Source organism: Enterococcus sp. DIV2379, assembly GCF_050542965.1.
In the GTDB taxonomy this organism is placed as follows: Bacteria; Bacillota; Bacilli; order Lactobacillales; family Enterococcaceae; genus Enterococcus_D; species Enterococcus_D entomosocium.
This window is the reverse complement of sequence record NZ_CP172938.1, coordinates 404,811-422,459: the sequence shown is the minus strand read 5'-3', so window position 1 is coordinate 422,459 and position 17,649 is coordinate 404,811. Positions and strand designations below refer to the sequence as shown.

At 45.5% G+C, this 17,649-nt stretch carries 14 protein-coding genes; all 14 read right to left on the bottom strand.

Annotated elements, in window-relative coordinates; genetic code table 11:
- Nucleotides 1-100: 100 nt before the first annotated feature.
- The 14 genes from manA to IGI92_RS01930 all read right to left on the bottom strand — a co-directional run bounded on the left by manA (nucleotide 101) and on the right by IGI92_RS01930 (nucleotide 17,567).
- On the bottom strand, nucleotides 101-1,054 hold the full coding sequence (manA, locus tag IGI92_RS01995) for a mannose-6-phosphate isomerase, class I (protein ID WP_176257035.1): 954 nt from the start codon (nucleotides 1,052-1,054) through the stop codon (nucleotides 101-103).
- A 45-nt stretch (nucleotides 1,055-1,099) separates the two neighbouring features.
- A complete protein-coding gene (locus IGI92_RS01990; protein ID WP_430607793.1) occupies nucleotides 1,100-2,116 on the bottom strand; it encodes a serine hydrolase domain-containing protein in 1,017 nt (338 codons plus the stop codon).
- A 198-nt stretch (nucleotides 2,117-2,314) separates the two neighbouring features.
- Nucleotides 2,315-3,136 carry a VOC family protein gene (locus IGI92_RS01985; protein WP_430607791.1) on the bottom strand — a complete coding sequence of 274 codons (822 nt, stop codon included), beginning with the start codon at nucleotides 3,134-3,136 and terminating at the stop codon, nucleotides 2,315-2,317.
- A 175-nt stretch (nucleotides 3,137-3,311) separates the two neighbouring features.
- Nucleotides 3,312-4,073, bottom strand: coding sequence for an acetylglutamate kinase (argB, locus tag IGI92_RS01980; RefSeq protein WP_430607790.1), 762 nt, complete (start codon nucleotides 4,071-4,073; stop codon nucleotides 3,312-3,314).
- Nucleotides 4,074-4,108: 35 nt separating this feature from the next.
- Nucleotides 4,109-5,299, bottom strand: a complete 1,191-nt coding sequence (gene argJ, locus IGI92_RS01975; RefSeq protein WP_430607788.1) for a bifunctional glutamate N-acetyltransferase/amino-acid acetyltransferase ArgJ — start codon at nucleotides 5,297-5,299, stop codon at nucleotides 4,109-4,111.
- A 78-nt stretch (nucleotides 5,300-5,377) separates the two neighbouring features.
- Nucleotides 5,378-6,400, bottom strand: a complete 1,023-nt coding sequence (argC, locus tag IGI92_RS01970; RefSeq protein ID WP_422705433.1) for an N-acetyl-gamma-glutamyl-phosphate reductase — start codon at nucleotides 6,398-6,400, stop codon at nucleotides 5,378-5,380.
- Between the two features lie 146 nt (nucleotides 6,401-6,546).
- Entirely contained in the window at nucleotides 6,547-7,692 is a 1,146-nt protein-coding gene (locus tag IGI92_RS01965) for an acetylornithine transaminase (protein ID WP_430607786.1), read from the bottom strand.
- 205 nt (nucleotides 7,693-7,897) lie between these two features.
- Nucleotides 7,898-9,778 (bottom strand): ABC transporter ATP-binding protein, encoded by a 1,881-nt coding sequence (locus tag IGI92_RS01960; RefSeq protein WP_430607784.1) that lies wholly within the window; start codon nucleotides 9,776-9,778, stop codon nucleotides 7,898-7,900.
- Nucleotides 9,775-11,502 (bottom strand): ABC transporter ATP-binding protein, encoded by a 1,728-nt coding sequence (locus tag IGI92_RS01955; RefSeq protein WP_430607782.1) that lies wholly within the window; start codon nucleotides 11,500-11,502, stop codon nucleotides 9,775-9,777. The genes IGI92_RS01960 and IGI92_RS01955 overlap by 4 nt, the downstream gene beginning before the upstream one ends.
- On the bottom strand, nucleotides 11,495-12,163 hold the full coding sequence (locus IGI92_RS01950) for a TetR/AcrR family transcriptional regulator (RefSeq protein WP_005232294.1): 669 nt from the start codon (nucleotides 12,161-12,163) through the stop codon (nucleotides 11,495-11,497). Before IGI92_RS01950 ends, IGI92_RS01955 begins: the two co-directional genes overlap by 8 nt.
- A gap of 266 nt (nucleotides 12,164-12,429) precedes the next feature.
- Nucleotides 12,430-13,461: an LPXTG cell wall anchor domain-containing protein gene (locus tag IGI92_RS01945; RefSeq protein WP_061053671.1), complete on the bottom strand. Its 1,032-nt coding sequence runs from the start codon at nucleotides 13,459-13,461 to the stop codon at nucleotides 12,430-12,432.
- 128 nt (nucleotides 13,462-13,589) lie between these two features.
- Complete coding sequence (locus IGI92_RS01940) at nucleotides 13,590-15,602, bottom strand: glucose PTS transporter subunit IIA (protein ID WP_008376202.1); 2,013 nt, start codon at nucleotides 15,600-15,602, stop codon at nucleotides 13,590-13,592.
- Nucleotides 15,602-16,510: an N-acetylmuramic acid 6-phosphate etherase gene (gene murQ / locus IGI92_RS01935; RefSeq protein ID WP_042890168.1), complete on the bottom strand. Its 909-nt coding sequence runs from the start codon at nucleotides 16,508-16,510 to the stop codon at nucleotides 15,602-15,604. Before murQ ends, IGI92_RS01940 begins: the two co-directional genes overlap by 1 nt.
- Nucleotides 16,503-17,567 (bottom strand): DUF871 domain-containing protein, encoded by a 1,065-nt coding sequence (locus IGI92_RS01930; protein ID WP_430607778.1) that lies wholly within the window; start codon nucleotides 17,565-17,567, stop codon nucleotides 16,503-16,505. Before IGI92_RS01930 ends, murQ begins: the two co-directional genes overlap by 8 nt.
- Nucleotides 17,568-17,649 lie beyond the last annotated feature (82 nt).

Sequence of the window (17,649 nt, the reverse complement as noted above, 5' to 3'; positions counted from 1 at the left end):
AATCGCCAATGATGACAGGCAGCTGAACGCGTTCAGCCTTACGAAAAATCAGGAACGTGTGCTGTTTTGCTTGTGCGAATCACGTCACTTACTGATCGTTTTATTTTTTTCCAGGTTCAGAGGCAATAACAGTCAATTCACCAACCAATTCCCATTTCTTGATTGGGTTTGGCAAAATGCAGCTCGTGCCCATTTTTAGTTCATAGGAATGACCGTCGATCATCAACTGCCCATACCCATCAATCACGGTCATCAAGGTATAATCGGCCTTTTGTGCCAAAGATAATTTCCCACGTACTTCCCATTCATACACATTGAAAAATGGCGTTTCAAGATAGGTAACGACTGCTGATTGTCCTTGTTTGACTTCACGGATCGATAATTCTGGCGTCCGTGCAGGAATCGTCGTCACATCGATCGATTGTTGGATATGCAGCTCCCGTGTTTGTCCTTGATCATCAGTACGATCATAGTCGTACACCCGATAAGTCGTATCCGAGCTTTGTTGGGTTTCTAAGATCATGATCCCTTTCCCAATGGCATGGATCGTTCCACTTGGCACGTAGAAGAAATCGCCTTTTTTCACAGGGACTTTTGTTAACAAATCATCCCAACGACCCGCTTCGATCATTTCCGCAAGTTCTTCTTTGGTTTGTGCGTGGTGGCCATAAATGATTTCCGCACCTGGTTCGGCATCAATAATGTACCAGCATTCCGTTTTCCCTAATTCCCCTTCATGGGCTAGCCCATACGTGTCATCAGGATGGACCTGAACGGATAGATCATCTTCCGCGTCTAGAATTTTAATTAATAATGGAAAGACTGGTTCGTCTGAATGTCCAAACAGTTCTTGATGGTCTTGCCAAAGATCCGCCAATGTTTTGCCTTTAAACGGACCATTTTCAATGACGCTCACCCCATGAGGATGCGCACTGATCGCCCAATCTTCACCGATTTTGTCACTCGGTAAATCAAAACCAAAAACAGAATGCAGGCGACTGCCGCCCCAAATTTTTTCTTGAAAAACAGGTTTCATAAACAATGGTTCCATAATTGTTCCCCTCTCTAGTTGTTCGTGCATATTATAGCATGAATCCGCTTATTCGGCAGATTCTTTTAAGTAACATTGCAGGATTTCGTCACGATGACCCAAGTAGCTTTCTCGATGATCCACTGGATGGACCCGATTCGATAAGAAAATAAACGCTTTTTGGTTAGGGATATCTACTGCGAGAAACGTGCCTGTATAGCCTGTATGAAATAATTGGTATGGTGCACCCAATAAGTCCCAGCCATAGGTGCGGGGCTTTGTGCTTTCAGGCGTCTGCCTCTGAGCCAGCGCCTGCATCACTTTTTCTGAGAAAAACGGCGCCCCTTGCTGCTGACCGTCTGCCAGTAACAGTTGAACGAACAGCGTCAAATCATCCACGGTAGAAAACAACCCGGCATTGCCGGCATGGTTTCCCAGCACTCGTGCTTTTGGGTCATGGGTGATTCCTCTAAGGATACTGCCGTCTGGCTGCTGCTGGGTAGGCACGATCAATGGCAGCTGTGAAGGAGGAAAAGGCGGAAAGCCGCTGTTCTTCATGCCTAAAGGCGTCAAGACTTCTTCTTGAAAAATCTCGGTCACTGGTTTTTGATACAGCTCCTCCAATAAAAAGCCCAGCAAAATCGTCCCAGTATCCGTATAGCTGACCGTTTGACCGATCGTATCACTGCTTTCAAGCTGCAAATACGCCTTGCGCAAGGCAGCAGCATCCAACTGGTCTCGATGAGGAATCCACGTGTTGATGGCTGCCGTATGCGTCAGCAAGTGCTTGATCGTTACCCGATCGTCTTTAAACGCTGGCAACCAACGAGTAAGCGGCGCCTCCATCTCGATTTTTCCTTGATCCCACAATTTTAACAGAACACTCGTTGTACAAACGACTTTCGTCAATGAGGCTAAATCAAACAAATGATCTTTCGTCATAGGTTCGGTTTTCGGAAGAAGCGCTGCCTGTCCGAATACCTGGGTCTCTTGGGTTTCACCAGCGATAAAACGCAGCACCGCTCCTGGGAAAACGGTCGGCATTTTTTCTTGAATGAGCTGTACTGTTTTTGGGTACATTGTCATCGTTCCATACTCGCTCCTTTCAGGCTTGTCTTGCTTCTAACTTTAGCACTTTTTAGCAGCAAACAAAACTCGTTATGCCCTTTTTTTCTCCAGCTATTCGCCTCGATCAGCTAATCGATTCGCTTGCTTGGTTTCTTAGCCATCAAAAAACATCGACCACTCAAAAGAGTTTCCGATGTTTTTCTTATCTATTTGGATTTATTTTTTTACGATAAACCACCATTCGATACCGATCGCATCGTAGGTCGTCAACAACTTCCGTTTTTTGTCGATGAAAAACTCTTGATTCTTCTCAGACAAGTGTTTTTCCAATGTATCGATATCTTCTTGACTGATGGAGATTTTCAAGAAGTCTAAGCCAAGCACCTCATGGGTCGGTAAATCGATCGTACCACCTTGTGCTTCCGTCAAGCCAACTTGGAAGTCACCATCATTGAGGATAAATTCCTTCGTTTCGGCTTCTTTTGTTTTCAAGCCTAAGCTTTCTTCTAAGAAAAGCTGCTCTTTGGCTAGATTACTGACGTTTAAATACAGCTTGCCAAAATGAGCTTCTTTTGATAAGCCAGCCGCTTTTGCAGGTGCCGCTTTGATCAATTCTGCTTCGTCTTTTGGTACCGCAGTTCCTGCGGGTGCTGTAAATAAGACTTCGATTTTGTTTCCTTCTGGATCCGCTATAATAAAGCCTAATTGATTCGCTTCATAACGAGCTTCTTCGAAAGCAATCGCTTTTTGTTGGGCATTGCTCGCGATAGTTGCCGCTTCTTCTAGCGAGGATACGGCTAAGACGATGCGCTGCATCTTTTTGATCTCACCGAAATGGTCGTTGGCACGCGGGCTTTCTTCCAACCATAAAACTTCTCTATCTAATCCTTTTAGACCAAAGATGGCCAACTCATTTTCTTCTCTTTTCAGCTCAAAGCCAAGTACATCGCGGTAAAAGGCAATCGCTTGATCGCGGTCTTTTACCCGAATTGCAATAGTCAGCAACTTCGTACTGCTCCCCAATAAGAAATCTGTCATTGTTTCTCCCCCTACTTACATATGTACTCATTGTACTGATAAAACGAAATTCTAGCAAATGAAATCCCTACCTATTTTATTCTTTTTTTAGAGAAAATAAGAAGAAAAGCACAGAAAAGTCAGAATTTTGCATTTTTATAAGTAGAGAGGAGGCGTTTAGGTGTTGCTAATGGCTTCAACTATAGACAGCTGCTGCTGGACTTGCCGCGAGGATCTGGGTTCCTAAACGATCGATCCGATCGGTGATACAAACGGCAGCTACCCCTGCTTTTAAGGCTTTCTGCGCACTTTTTAGTTTTGGCAGCATGCCGCCTGTGACTACTTCTTCGGTGATCAAACGGGGGATCTCTTCAAAAGAAACAGCTGATAACCACTTGCTTTCTTGCTTGATCCCAGGGACATCCGTCAACAAATACAGTTTTTCGGCTTGTAAGCTGGCTGCGACCTGACAAGCCACTTCATCCGCGTTGATGTTCAACCATTGCCCCTCTGGCGTAATTCCTAGTGGGGCCAAAATCGGAACATGTTTTTTCTCTGTCAAGAGCTGCAGGAAAGCAGCGTTGATTTGTTGAACCTTCCCTACTTGCCCTAATTTCTCCTCATCGATAACTTCTCCTTGGATCAGCTGATCACAGCCAGCATTCAGTCCCACGGCATGGAAGCCAGCTTGCTGGAAAGCAGTCGTGATCAGCGGTTGAACTTGTCCCAGAAGGACCATTCTAGTTACTTCAAGCGTCTGGGGATCGGTCACCCGCAGGCCGTCTTTGATCGTGACTGTCAACGCCATTTTCTCCATCATTTCTGAGATGTAGTGACCACCGCCATGGACGATGACCACTTTTTTGCCCACAGCTTGCCAATCTGCTATCGTCTCAAAGAATGACGGGGTTAAATTTTCTGAGGCGACACCGCCGATTTTTACTACGATCGTTTCCATCTACTTTCTCCTTTTTGTCTAGTACCTGATTTGTTTCAGGTATGATATAGTGCGTTGATTTTCACATAGTCATACGTCAGATCACAGCCCCAAGCGGTGCCAACACCTGCTCCTTCTTTCAGCTCAACAGCGACTTTGACTTCACTTTCCGCCAACTGTTCTTGCATGATGGTTTCGTCAAAAGCTACCGGTATCCCTTGGACAAAGACGGGAATGTCGGCTAGTGCGATCGATACCGTTGCTGGATCGATGGGTTGCCCACTATAACCCACTGCACATAAGATACGCCCCCAGTTTGGGTCTTTGCCAAAGAGAGCTGTTTTGACCAGCGGCGAACCAACGATGGTTTTGCTGATCATGCGGGCTGCTTCATCGGTCACAGCTCCACTCGTGTGAGCTTCGATCAATTTGCTGGCGCCTTCTCCGTCCTTCGCAATTGCTTTGGCTAACGTGGTCAGAACTGCTTTAAGCATCCCTTTAAACTCATGATAAGCTGGCGTATCGGCTTCGATCGTTGGATTTTTGGCTAACCCGTTGGCTAAAACTAACACCATATCATTGGTGGATGTATCGCCATCGACCGTGATTTGATTGAAAGTAACGTCGGTTAATTCTTTCAGCAGTGCTTGCAAGAGTGCTGGAGCGATCGCTGCATCGGTCGTAACAAAGGCCAGCATCGTGGCCATATTGGGATGGATCATACCAGACCCTTTGGCACAGCCCGCAACAGTCACCGTTTTGTCAGCGATCGTTGATTGGATGACACTGCTTTTTTCAGTCAGATCCGTCGTCAAAATCGCTCTTTGGAATTGGTGGGCATCCCCTTGCCTGTTTAGTTGCTGAATCCCTGCAGTGATTTTTTCCATCGGTAAGCTCTTGCCAATGATTCCGGTGGAGGCTACCGCAAAGGCTTCGGGACTCATATGCAGCTGGGCTGCTGCCAATTCTGCCATCTCTTGTGCATCTTTTAAACCTTGCTCCCCGGTACAAGCATTGGCATTGCCCGCATTGACGATTACGCCTTGCAAGGTGCCTGCTTGCATTTTTTCCTTTGTAACGAGAATGGGCGCCGCTTGTACTTGATTGGTGGTAAAGACTGCCGCAGCACTGGCTGGCACTTCAGAGACGATCCAACCAAGATCGACTTTCTCTTTCTTCAGGCCGCAATGCAGACCGTCAGCAAAAAAACCTTTGGGGGTTGCGATCGTTCCTTTGATTTCTTTCATTTTCTTTCCTCCTACTGCCACCTTTTGGCGGGTTATCCACTGGCTGGCACGAGTATCCTCACGCGTCTGTTGGCTATTTTATGGATATAACGGTGCTTGCATAAGACCGGTCGTTTCTGGTATGCCTGCCCATCGGTTGAAGTTTTGGATTGCTTGGCCAGCAGCCCCTTTGCCTAAATTATCGATCACTGCGACAACGGTCAACACTTGGGTCAGTGGATTGAAGCATAGGCCAATGTCACAAAAATTCGTTCCCGTCACTTGCCGCAGCTCTGGCAGCTTTCCTAACGGTTGCACTCGGACAAACAGATGGTCTTGATACGTTTTTACATATTGCTCATAAACGGCTTCTTGGGAAATCGCGTCTTTGAGAGGCGCATAAAGCGTCATAAAAATCCCTCTTTTGACAGGCAGTAAGCTGGTAGAAAATTGGATCGGCGGCATTGCCTGATCCCATTGTTGAAACTGTTGCATGATCTCGGGAATATGCTGATGCTGATTTGGCTTATACATCGTCATGTTATCCGCAGCGGTTGCAAAGTGACTGCTGTCCGTCAATTTCTTTCCAGCACCCGATAAGCCCGACTTGCCATCAAAAATCAACGTGCCGCTGAATAGTTTTTGCTGAACCAACGGCGCAGCCGCTAAAATGGCAGCAGTCGCATAACAGCCTGGATTGGCGATCAAATTGCCAGAAGTCGTTGCAAACTCAGGCAGCGAATAGGTCGCGTGTGCCAACAACTCGGCAGGTGCAGCTTCTTGGTGATACCATTTTTGATAGCTATCCCGATCCTTCAATCGCAGATCACCAGAAAGGTCAATCACTGGAAAGTCATTTGCGACAAAAGTCGCTGCGAGTTCTTTGCTGATTCCAGCAGGAGTCGCAAAAAACACGAGTTGATTTTCCTTTTGGATTTTTTCTGCATCAAAAGGTTCGATCAACCGCTCTGTCAGTCTAATTAAATGAGGATACAAAACTGATGAATTTTCATGCATAGAATGACTATGCAAGGTGCCCACCTCCAATTGGGGATGCTGCTGGATCAAACGAATCAATTCAATTCCGGTATACCCTGTTACACCAACGATTGCTGCCTTCAAACACGTCACTCCTCAAAAGAATTTACTTAAGATTATAAGAAACTCCCATTGCTCTGTCAATGATTATTTATAAAACTATTCAAAATAAATTCGCTGTTATTCGGTTTTTATAAGAAAAAATGCCCGAAAAATCTATTTTTATACAATTATGCTAAGATCGCTTGTAAAATCGCCAAGGCTGCTTTCGTTTCCTCTTGCGAGATCGTTAAGGGTGGCAGCAAGCGCAAAACCTTGGTTCCCGCCTTTAATGCGAGGAGGCCTTGGTTCCGCAGTTGGGTCAACACGGATTGCAAACTTTCCGAATCTGCTAATTCGATACCGATCATCAATCCTTTCCCACGAATCGCCTGCACTTTAGATAATCCTTGCAATCCGTCGAGAAACTGCTGCTGGCGCAAGTGAACATTGACTTGAATGTCCTCTTCTTGCAACACACTGCAAACGGCACTAGCAGCGGCCATCGCTAATTTATTGCCACCAAAGGTCGAACCGTGACTACCTGGTCCAAAAGCCGTTTTCAAATGACTTTTGCCTAGCATCGCTCCGACAGGGATCCCGTTACCAAGCCCTTTGGCTACGGTAAAAAGATCAGGTTCAATGCCGTATCCTTCAAACGCAAACAGCGTTCCTGTCCGTCCCATCCCGGTTTGGATCTCATCCACCACTAGCAGTGCTCCCTGCTCCTGACAAAGGGCTGCCACGGCTTGGACCCATGCCACCTCAGCAGGGATCACGCCGCCTTCGCCTTGGATCAATTCTAAAAACACGGCTGCCGTCTGCTCATCTAAAACGGCTTGCAATGCCTCAAGGTCATTAAAGGGTACATACACCATCTCTGGTACTAACGGTCCAAACCCATCATGGATACTACTTTGCCCAGTCAAAGACATCCCCCCAAAGGTTCGACCATGAAAAGATTGTTCAAAACTGATGACTTTGCTACGGCCAGTTGCTTTGCGAGCTAGCTTTAAAGCTGCTTCGTTCGCCTCAGCGCCGCTATTACAAAAATAGGCCAGATACGGCTCGTCTGATACGTTCTTTTGGTTTTGGGTCAGCTTTTGGGCAACTTCTTCTTGTAGTTGGCTGTCATATAAATTCGGCACATGCCAAATCTGCTCTGCTTGGGTCATCAAAGCGGCTTGCACTTTGGGATGTCCATAACCGAGATTGACAACCCCGATACCGCTCGTTAAATCTAAATATTGGTTCCCTTGCGAATCTACGACATAGCTCCCGCTGCCTTGCTGGATATCGATGGGCAAACGGCTGTAATTAGGAAAAAGATGACTCATTGGTTTCACTCCTTGTCTTGAATCATTCGAAATTATGTATTAATATACATTTTTATCTAGATAATTGCAATAAATATTTAAATTAAAGCGATAAAAATTCATAAAAAAAAAGAAAGCAGTGACAATCACTGCTTTCTTTCAGTCAACCTTTGGCGGTCTGTTTATTATCATTTGGGGAAGAATTTCTTTCATTACAAACAGTGGATCACGCCACCTCTTCTGAAAATTGACTGTTATAAAGGTCTGCATAGAAAGCGTTTTGCGCCATCAATTCCTCATGGTTTCCAGTCTCAACAATAGATCCATGATTCATCACGATGATATTGTCAGCATCACGAATCGTAGAGAGACGGTGAGCAACCACAAAGCTGGTCCGATTTTCTAACAAACGCCCCATTGCTTTCTGGATCAAGATCTCAGTCCGCGTATCGACACTAGAAGTTGCTTCATCCAAAATCAAGACGTCTGGATCCGCTAAGAAGGCGCGGGCGATCGTGATCAGCTGACGTTGACCTTGGGAGATGTTACTGGCTTCTTCATTCAAGACCGTATCATAGCCTTCTGGCAATTTGCGAACAAAATCATCCACATGGGCAGCCTTCGCCGCAGCAATCACTTGTTCTTTGGTCGCTTTTTCATTTCCATAATGAATGTTGTCATAGATGGAGCCGGTAAACAACCACGTATCTTGCAGCACCATCGAGATATTACTACGCAATTCATCACGAGTCAAGTCTCGGGTATCTCTGCCATCATAACGAATGCTACCGCCAGAAACATCATAAAAACGTTCCAAGAGATTGATCAGCGTGGTTTTCCCAGCGCCGGTTGGTCCTACGATAGCCACCATCTCACCAGCTTTGACATCCAAATTAAAATCGGTCATCAATAATTTGTCTGGGGCATAACCAAATTGAACATGATCGAAACGAACTTTGTATTCACTGTCTTCCACTGGTAAACCAGAAGGCTCATCATTCATTTCTTCTTCATCCAAGACTTCAAAGACCCGTTCGGCAGATGCAACGGTTGATTGGATGGTGTTTAGCAAACTAGCGATTTGAGTGATCGGTTGAGAGAATTGATTGGTGTATTGCAAGAATGCTTGCACATCCCCTAACGTCATGTTCCCATTCGCTACCTTGATTCCACCAAGGACAGCCACGAAGACATAGCCTAAGTTTTTAATGAAGTTCATCAAGGGCATAATGATCGCTGAAATAAATTGGGCTTTCCAACCAGCAGAATACAGACGGTCATTTTCTTCTTCAAAAACGACTTGATCGGCAGCTTCATGGTTGAAGGTTTTGACTACTGTATGACCGCCGTAAGTTTCTTCGACTTGGTCATTGAGCAATCCTAAACTTTTTTGTTGGGCCGCAAAGAATTTTTGCGATTTTGGTGCGACGATCATCACGACGATCAAGCTTAAAGGAACCGTTGCTAAAGCAATCAAAGTCAGTTGCCAACTGATCGTCAGCATCATCCACAAAACCCCGATAAAGGTCACGACACTCGTAATAAATTGGGTCAAGTTTTGTTGCAGGGTACTTGCGATATTATCCATATCATTGATTGCCCGTGACATGATATCCCCATTTGAGTGAGTATCATAGTAAGAGATCGGCAAGCGGTTCATTTTTTCATCTAAGTCTCGACGCAGCTCATAAACCGTTCGTTGAGAGACACGGGTCATAATAAACTGTTGTAGAAAGTTGAAGACGGCTGAAATCACATACATGCCGATCGCGATCAAAATGATTTGACCAACTTTCTCAAAATCGATAGGAAATTCTGTCACCTGTTGGCCGGCTTGCATCTGCTGCGTACCGATCATGACCCCTTTAAAAATTTCAGTGGTCGCTTCCCCTAAAATTTTCGGTGTTTGGATTTGGAAGATCACGGCTGCGATCGCTAAAACGAAGACGGCAATGATAGCGATGGAGCGTTTCGACATGTACCCGAAAAGCCGTTTGACCGTCCCCCAAAAGTTTTTTGGTTTTGGTCCTTTGGCACCGATGTTACGGCCCGGGCCGCCACCCATTGGTCCGCCACGGTGTTGTGTTGTTGTTTTCTTTTCACTCATGCAAGATCCTCCTCTCTCAATTGTGAAGAAACGATTTCTTGATAGGTTTCATTGTCTGACATTAATGATCCATGGGTCCCTTTCCCTACGAGTTGTCCTTCATCTAATACTAAGATCGTATCGGCATCCATGACTGTGCTGACCCGTTGGGCAACCACGACCATGATGCTGTCTTGCATGTCGCGTTTCAGCGCTGCTCGTAAGTTTGCATCGGTTTTGAAGTCCAATGCGGAGAAGGAATCATCAAAGACATAGACATCTGCTTGTTTCACTAACGCACGAGCAATCGCTAAACGTTGACGTTGTCCACCAGAGAAGTTACCGCCGCCTTGTTCTACACGGCTATCTAAGCCATCTGCCAGTTCGGAGACAAAATCTTTGGCTTGGGCGATCTCTAATGCTTGCCAGATTTCTTCGTCTGTCGCATCAGGTTTTCCGTATTTCATATTTTCACGAATGGTACCGGAAAACAGTACCGCTTTTTGCGGAACAAAGCCCACGACTTCTCGTAGATTGTGCTGGGTGATTTCTGCAATATTGACCCCATTGATTTTGATTGCACCAGACTCCACATCGTACAAACGAGGCAAGAGATTGACTAGTGTCGTTTTCCCTGAGCCCGTCCCACCGATGATGGCAACAAAATCACCAGATTTTGCTTGGAAGTCGATATCTTCCAACGCCAATTTCTCAGCGCCTTGGTAGCGATACGCCACATGGTCAAAAGTCAAGGTTGCTTGATCCCCTTGTAAGCTCAATGTCGCTGGTGTTTTTGGATCGAGAATTTCATCTTCTTCATTTAAGACTTCGTTGATCCGGTCAGCTGATGCTTGGGCTCTTGGCACCATCACGAAGATCATGGACAGCATCATAAAGCTGATCAAAATTTGCATCGCATAAGTCATAAACGCAATCAGGTTCCCGACTTCTAAGGTCATTTCGGCAATATAATGACCACCAAACCATGTGATGGCAATGTTCGTTCCACTCATGATCAACGTCATCAAAGGCATCATCAAGGCCACGATGGTATTTACTTTGATCGCGGTGTGGGTGTAATCTTTGTTGGCTTGATCAAAGCGATTCGCTTCATAATCCGTCTTGTCAAATGCCCGAATAACGCGGACCCCCGTCAAGCCTTCACGAAAGACTAAGTTCAAACGGTCAGTTTTCTTTTGCATACTTTTGAATAAAGGAACGGCAAAATACATAATACCGCCAACTAATACTAGCATGATAGGAATAACGACTAAAAAGATTCGTGTTAATTGGGCATCTTTTTGATAGGCCAAGAAGCTCGCCCCAATCAGTGTGATCGGTGCATTGATCATCATACGTAAAAACATTTGCGTCACCATTTGAATTTGGTTGACGTCGTTAGTGGTTCGTGTGATCAATGATGCGGTCCCAAATTTATCGAAAGAACGAGAAGAAAAATTCTCAACTTTTTGGTAAATGTCCGAACGTAGTTTTTGTCCTAATTTTTGTGATTCTCTTGTTGCGAAATACGTATTTCCTAAAGCAGCGATGATACTGATCAATGAAAAGCCGATCATGTAAAAGCCGGTTTTCCAAATGTAATCAATGTCCCCTGTCGCCACCCCATTGTTGATAATATTGGAAGTCAATGTCGGTAGATACAAATCAGAAACGACTTGGATCACCATAAACACCACTGCCATGATTATGGAAATGACGGATACGCGTTTTATCAGCTTAATCATAGGTTTCCCCTCTTTCTTTTTTTGCGCCCTCTCTTAACCAGCGGACTTTACTGTTGAAATCAGCGATCGCTTCGGCAGGATCATAGTCTGGATCAAATGCTGATTGGCGATAGGCTTCGGCAATCGTCGAAAAGACGGTATGCATCAGCAGCTGGATCAGCATTTTCAACTCATGGTCGTCTTTGACTTTCAATAAATCTTTGTCGACCTCTGACAAAAAGATGGCTTGTTGCTTCTGCCGATCGGCTTTGTGTTCTTGATGCATCTTGTGCTGCATCTCTGGCACGACTTTATGGAAGGAACGATAATCCATACTCATAAATAAATTGCGGTAAAAGTTTGCGTTTTTGCCTTTAAAAACCTCGGCGATCATCCGTGAAAAGTACCATTCGAACCCCGCAAACAGATCCCCGTTTTCATGTTGGATCGATTTCAGCAGATCTCGCTGACTATTTTTTTTCAACGTATGGAAATAATAGTAATAAAGATCTTCTTTGTTTTCGAAGTATTGATAAAAACTCCCCCGAGGAATCTCGGCATCTTTGATGATATTGGCGATCGAGGCGTCTTTCAACGGCAGCCTTGAGAATTCTTTTTTCGCCGCATTTAAGATGCGCTTTTGTTTTTCCGGCGGCAAGTGAAAAAATGTATCGGTCGGCATCACAAGCAACTCCTTTCTAATTTAAAATAAATCACAGCTCTCGATATGACACGATGTCATATGACACTGTGTCATTATACACCCCTCACCAGAGAATGCAAGAATTTAAATTTGACTTTTTTATGAAGGAATCAATTCTGGTCTTTTTATAAAAGGCGTTATTTGAAAAGAAATCACGAGTGAAATTTCTGAAAATAAAAAACCTTCGTTTCCCTGATGGAAAACGAAGGTTGCTATTTTTTCATTCTGCCGATTATAAATAACGATCATTTTTTCTTTCGGCGCCATAAAATCAAGAAAACGATCAGCAGCAGGATAACACCGGCGATCAGTAAGGTATAGCTTGGCGCTTCATTGGTTTTAGGTAATGTTTTTTCACCATCGGCAGTAGCGTTGGCCTCTTTCGAAGAAGTCGTTGTCGCTGTTTCTTGAGCAGTCGTCGATGTTGCCGTCGCTTCTTCAGTCGTACTCGTTTGCGTGCCTGTAGGCAGATACATGGAATCATTTGCCGCTTGAATGATATAAGAGATCCGTCCTGGGACAAAGGCACCTGGATCGACTTGCATCTCTTGTTCCATCTGATTCAAATTGGTCAAAATTGAGATCATCCATTCGTTGGAAACGGCTTGATTCAAATGTAAAAAGACTCCGTCTGCTGGATAGACGACCCGTAAATATTCCTGCAACTGATCCACGACAGGAATCAAGTCAGCAAAACTGGCGTAGCTATTCGCATCAAAAGCCAGTTGCGGCTCAATGGCTTCCCAGGATAACGTCTGATCGACAAACAAGGCACCGATGATTTTTGCCAAGTAAGCAATATCAAAGCCCATCGCATCACTAGAATAACGTAGCGCTAGGCGATTGCCATTGGTCAATTCTTCATCTGTCAACTGGTCCAACTGTTCTTGGGTAAATGCGGTCACACTGCCTTCAGTGATCCCTTGGGTTAACGCACTACGCAACGAACTAGGTTCATCGGCTAATGTATTGATTTCATTGACGTTTTGCGTTCCTGTCTCTGCTTGGATCGAGGCAATAACGGCTTCGGAATCGACCGGCTCTTGATTCTCGTCAGCTGTAGTTTCTGAAGTAGCGGATTGATCCGTTTCTTGGTTTTCCGCTGTACTTTCTTGGGCAGAATTTTGGATCTGCTCACTGTCTGTTTGCCCTTCTGATGAAAGTGTCTCGCTAACGGCAGCCGGATTGTCACTTCCACTCGTAGCCGTTTCATCTGCATGAACCATCAATGGTGAAAATGCCAACGTCATTAGTCCGAGCCAAATTATTTTTTTCATCGTCATTGCCTCCTCGTATGGGATTTCTCCCTTTGTAACGAAACTGTAACATAAAGGCCTCGTTTCCGCAATCAATTTAGTAACTTCTTAAAAAAAACCTCCATCTTTATCAGATAGAGGTTTTATCATTATTTTATCGTTGCCACGTGCATCACTGCTTGACCCGCTTTTGTTTCCGCGATCGGTAACAGTTCAACGTTGGCTGCTTGGTCCATATTGGTGATAATAACGAGCATCTCAGAGGCTTTGCCTTTGGCTGTCAGCTGCGCCAAATCGACTTGGGCAACTTGGGTGGCTGGTGTCACCGCTTGGCCTTCCTCCACCAGGATCTCAAAAGGTGCTCCTTGCAATTCGACGGTGTCGACACCCATGTGCAGCAGAATCTCTAGCCCGCTAGCAGTCTTGATCCCCAATGCATGTTTCGTTGGGAAAATCGTCGTGACGGTTCCTGCTGCTGGTGCAAAGATCGCCCCATTGTCTGGCAAGACGAAATACCCGTCGCCCATCATTTTTTGCGAAAATACCGGATCACTTGACGCGCTGATCGATTTTGTCGTACCTGTTGCTACTGCGTATAAGGGTGTATCGATCGTTGTTGCTGATGAATTTGCTGCCGTTTCCTTTGCAGCCGTTTCACTCGTTTCTTTTGGTTGCGGTTGCACAGTGACGGTTGCAGCTGGTTTTGCCTCCTCTGCCTCAATCCCTTTGACTGCTTCTAAGCGATCTTTAGGAATCCCAAAGAAGTAGGTGGCAACGAAGCCGCCAGCATAGCCTGCTAACAAGCCGAAAATATAGCCCATCCAACGGCCGTTGGCAATCAATGGAATCAAAGCTAGCCCTGATGGTCCAATCGCCGTTGCGCCGATATTTGTCAAAGCGCCAATGACCGCACCACCGATCCCACCACCAATACAAGCAGTGATAAATGGTCGACCTAATGGCAATGTCACTCCGTAGATCAATGGTTCGCCGATACCTAAGATCCCAACTGGCAATGCACCTTTGATCATTTCAGAAAGCTCTTTGTCTTTACGTAGTCGTACCCATAAGGCGAAAGCTGCTCCGACTTGACCTGCACCAGCCATGGCTAAAATCGGTAATAATTGCGTGCTGCCTGTTGCTTCGATCATTTGGATGTGGATCGGGGTCAAAATTTGATGCAAACCAAACATGACCATTGGTAGGAAGGCCGCCCCTAAGACAAACCCAGAAAACGCACCGCCCACATTCAAGACCCAAGTGATTGAACCGACTAAGCTGTCAGAGATCAGACCTGCCAATGGCATGATCAAGAAAATCTCCGTCAAACCGATGATCAACAAACACAACGTCGGAGTCACGATAATATCGATCGCTTCAGGAATCACTCGATGCAGCACTGCCTCTAATTTCGCCAAAAGCCATACAGCGAAGATCACACCGATGATCCCTCCTTGGTTGGCAGCTAAAGCTTCGCCGGTGAACAAGTTTTGGATCGGGGCTTCTGGGTTCATACCGGTCAGCAAGATGATCGAACCGATCACTCCACCAAGGGTTGGATTGGCTTTAAAGACCTGCGCAGCATTGACCCCAGTAAAGATTGCTAAATAGGTGAACATCCCATTTCTTAGGACGTTTAAAATCATGACATAATAATTCCAAGTGTCTCCATCTAAATTTCCAGCAGTGATCATGTTGGTCAGAACGGAGGCGATCCCTGCAACGAGTCCTGCACCAACGAAGGCTGGAATCATTGGAACAAAGATATTTGAAATGTCTTTCAGCAGCGACTTCAATGGTGATGATTTTTGTTTGGCTTTTTGGGCTGCTTTCATCTCTGCCGTTTTTTCTGATAACGCCTCTTTGCCTGATTTTTGCTGCGGGATCTCTTGCCCTAAATCAACACCGGCTTTTGCCACCATTGCGTTGGCTACTTTGTTGACTTTCCCTGGTCCGATAATGACTTGCAGCTGCTCGTCATTGACGACACCCATCACGCCGGGAATCTCTTTTAACCCTTGTTGATCGACCTTGTCGTGGTCGCGGACGGTCATTCGTACGCGAGTCATACAGTGATTGACTGTTTCTACGTTGTCCATTCCGCCGGCTTCTTGAAAAATCTTCTCCGCTAACTCTTCTACCGTCAGTGTTTCTTTTGCCATTACTTTTCTCCTCCTAACGCCGTTTTGACAAACCCTTGTGCCGTGGCAAGTTTTGCTTGTGCTTCGTCTTTCGTGCTATCCGTCAACAGCATCACGATCGCCAATTTGACATTCTGATCTGCTTCTTCAAATGCTGCAGCGGCTGTTTCATAATCAGCTTCAGTTGCCTGCATGATGATCCGTTTTGAGCGTTCCACCAATTTTTCGTTGGTCGCTTTCACGTCGACCATCAAATTATTGTAGACTTTACCGATCCCTACCATCGATAACGTCGAGATCATATTCAAAATCAATTTTTGGGCAGTTCCTGATTTCAAACGAGTCGAACCCGTCAGAAACTCTGGGCCACAATCGACTTCAATTGGAAAGCTGGCATGTTGAGAGATCTCCGCATCTTTGTTACAAGCGATCGTAGCTGTTGTGGCACCAAGCTCATTGGCGTAATCAAGAGCCCCAATCACGTAAGGCGTTCTACCACTGGCAGCGATCCCGATCACCATGTCATTTGGGTTCAACTTCAGATCGACAAGGTCTTGTTTCCCTAGCGTTAAGGAGTCTTCTGCTCCTTCGACAGCAACCGTCATCGCTTCTTCACCACCGGCGATCAGACCGACCACCATCTCAGGTGATACCCCAAAGGTTGGGACACATTCGGCCGCATCCAAGACGCCTAATCGACCACTTGTCCCAGCGCCAAGATAAATCAAGCGTCCGCCTTTTTTAAAAGCAGCGATAGTTTGTTCAATCACTTTTTCAATACTAGGAATTTCATTTTCCACCGCATAGGCAACTTTTTGATCTTCTTGGTTCATTTTTTGACACGCTTCTAAAATTGTCATTTCATCTAAATTACTCGTTTCGCTATTGCGTCGTTCAGTCGTTAATTTGTCTAAATTGATTTTATTCATTGGAATCATCTCTTTCTAATTTAAATCGCATCCCTGCTTTGATTTGTTGGATCAACGGCAGATCAGCTGGTATCACCTGAGCGGCGAGGTTGACTTTTGGGTCTGCTGGCAAAGGACGTTTGCACACTTGAATCTCTCCCATATAGCGCAAATACTCTTGGTTATCGATCGTCACAGCACCAATTGTCCGCTCTTGACTAAGTTCAGGTTTGACTTCTGGAATGGCATTGAAACGGGCATCAGCACTGCGCAAGACATCCCGAGCTTCATCGTAACGATTCTGGTGATCCCCTAGTACGTGTTCAAAGTAAGTAGAACCAAGATCTTTGACCCGCAAAACGATCCGCGCTTCTTGCAGATACGTCGCAAACTGCTGCGCACTTTTTGCAGAAACCATCCCATCACCAATGTAAACAGCATCAACTGAGCCAGTAGCCAACAAGTCGATCGCTGCGGCAAAAGGCGACCAGTTGCGGTGTCTTTCCAGTGTGGGTAATCCTTGAAATAACGGTCCGCGTTTCTTGGCATCTCCTGGAACAAAGGCTTGGACGAAAAAGCCTTGTGCTTTCAACCAGCGGTTCTTCTCCTGAAACCAGTCAGCATCCAGTCCTGTTTCTTGTCGGGGGTAATAATTGTGCCAAGCTTCCAAACGAGTAAAATCAGCTCCATACGTCTGCAGCTCTCGAATGTCTTTTTCCGTTAATGTACTGGCATTCAAACTGATGGTCATTTCTTTTGAAAAAGCAGCGATTTGTTGATTGTCGATGGCATAGTCCATTCGTAAACCAGTGACACCGATCTCCCTTAGTTCCCCCAGATTGTCGATGGAAAAGCCCGCTTCTGCTAAGGCGTTTCCAGAAATATCTACCATTAAAGACAGCTGATGGTCTTTTGCGAAACCTCCCAAGTCCGTCAGACGCTGCCGATAGGTACTGCGATCGTCTTCTGGTATGTGCATGGAGGTGAAAATCCCTTTAAAGCCTGATGCCATCGCAGTCATCTGCTCAAGTTCTGCTGCCGTCAAGTCTTCGTTCATAAATACAGAAAAGCCGAACATCTCTTTGCCTCCTTGGTGAGTCACTATCGTGATACCGTTTTCTATAAAAGCATTATAACTGATTCTCTTCCTGTTCGCAACT

Bases quoted from the DNA above. Each gene is read 5' to 3' on its own strand.
- IGI92_RS01990 (WP_430607793.1), bottom strand. From the start codon at position 2,116: ATGACAATGTACCCAAAAACAGTACAGCTCATTCAAGAAAAAATGCCG.
- IGI92_RS01985 (WP_430607791.1), bottom strand. From the start codon at position 3,136: ATGACAGATTTCTTATTGGGGAGCAGTACGAAGTTGCTGACTATTGCA.
- argB (WP_430607790.1), bottom strand. From the start codon at position 4,073: ATGGAAACGATCGTAGTAAAAATCGGCGGTGTCGCCTCAGAAAATTTA.
- argJ (WP_430607788.1), bottom strand. From the start codon at position 5,299: ATGAAAGAAATCAAAGGAACGATCGCAACCCCCAAAGGTTTTTTTGCT.
- IGI92_RS01965 (WP_430607786.1), bottom strand. From the start codon at position 7,692: ATGAGTCATCTTTTTCCTAATTACAGCCGTTTGCCCATCGATATCCAG.
- IGI92_RS01960 (WP_430607784.1), bottom strand. From the start codon at position 9,778: ATGAGTGAAAAGAAAACAACAACACAACACCGTGGCGGACCAATGGGT.
- IGI92_RS01955 (WP_430607782.1), bottom strand. From the start codon at position 11,502: ATGATTAAGCTGATAAAACGCGTATCCGTCATTTCCATAATCATGGCA.
- IGI92_RS01950 (WP_005232294.1), bottom strand. From the start codon at position 12,163: ATGCCGACCGATACATTTTTTCACTTGCCGCCGGAAAAACAAAAGCGC.
- IGI92_RS01945 (WP_061053671.1), bottom strand. From the start codon at position 13,461: ATGAAAAAAATAATTTGGCTCGGACTAATGACGTTGGCATTTTCACCA.
- IGI92_RS01940 (WP_008376202.1), bottom strand. From the start codon at position 15,602: ATGGCAAAAGAAACACTGACGGTAGAAGAGTTAGCGGAGAAGATTTTT.
- murQ (WP_042890168.1), bottom strand. From the start codon at position 16,510: ATGAATAAAATCAATTTAGACAAATTAACGACTGAACGACGCAATAGC.
- IGI92_RS01930 (WP_430607778.1), bottom strand. From the start codon at position 17,567: ATGTTCGGCTTTTCTGTATTTATGAACGAAGACTTGACGGCAGCAGAA.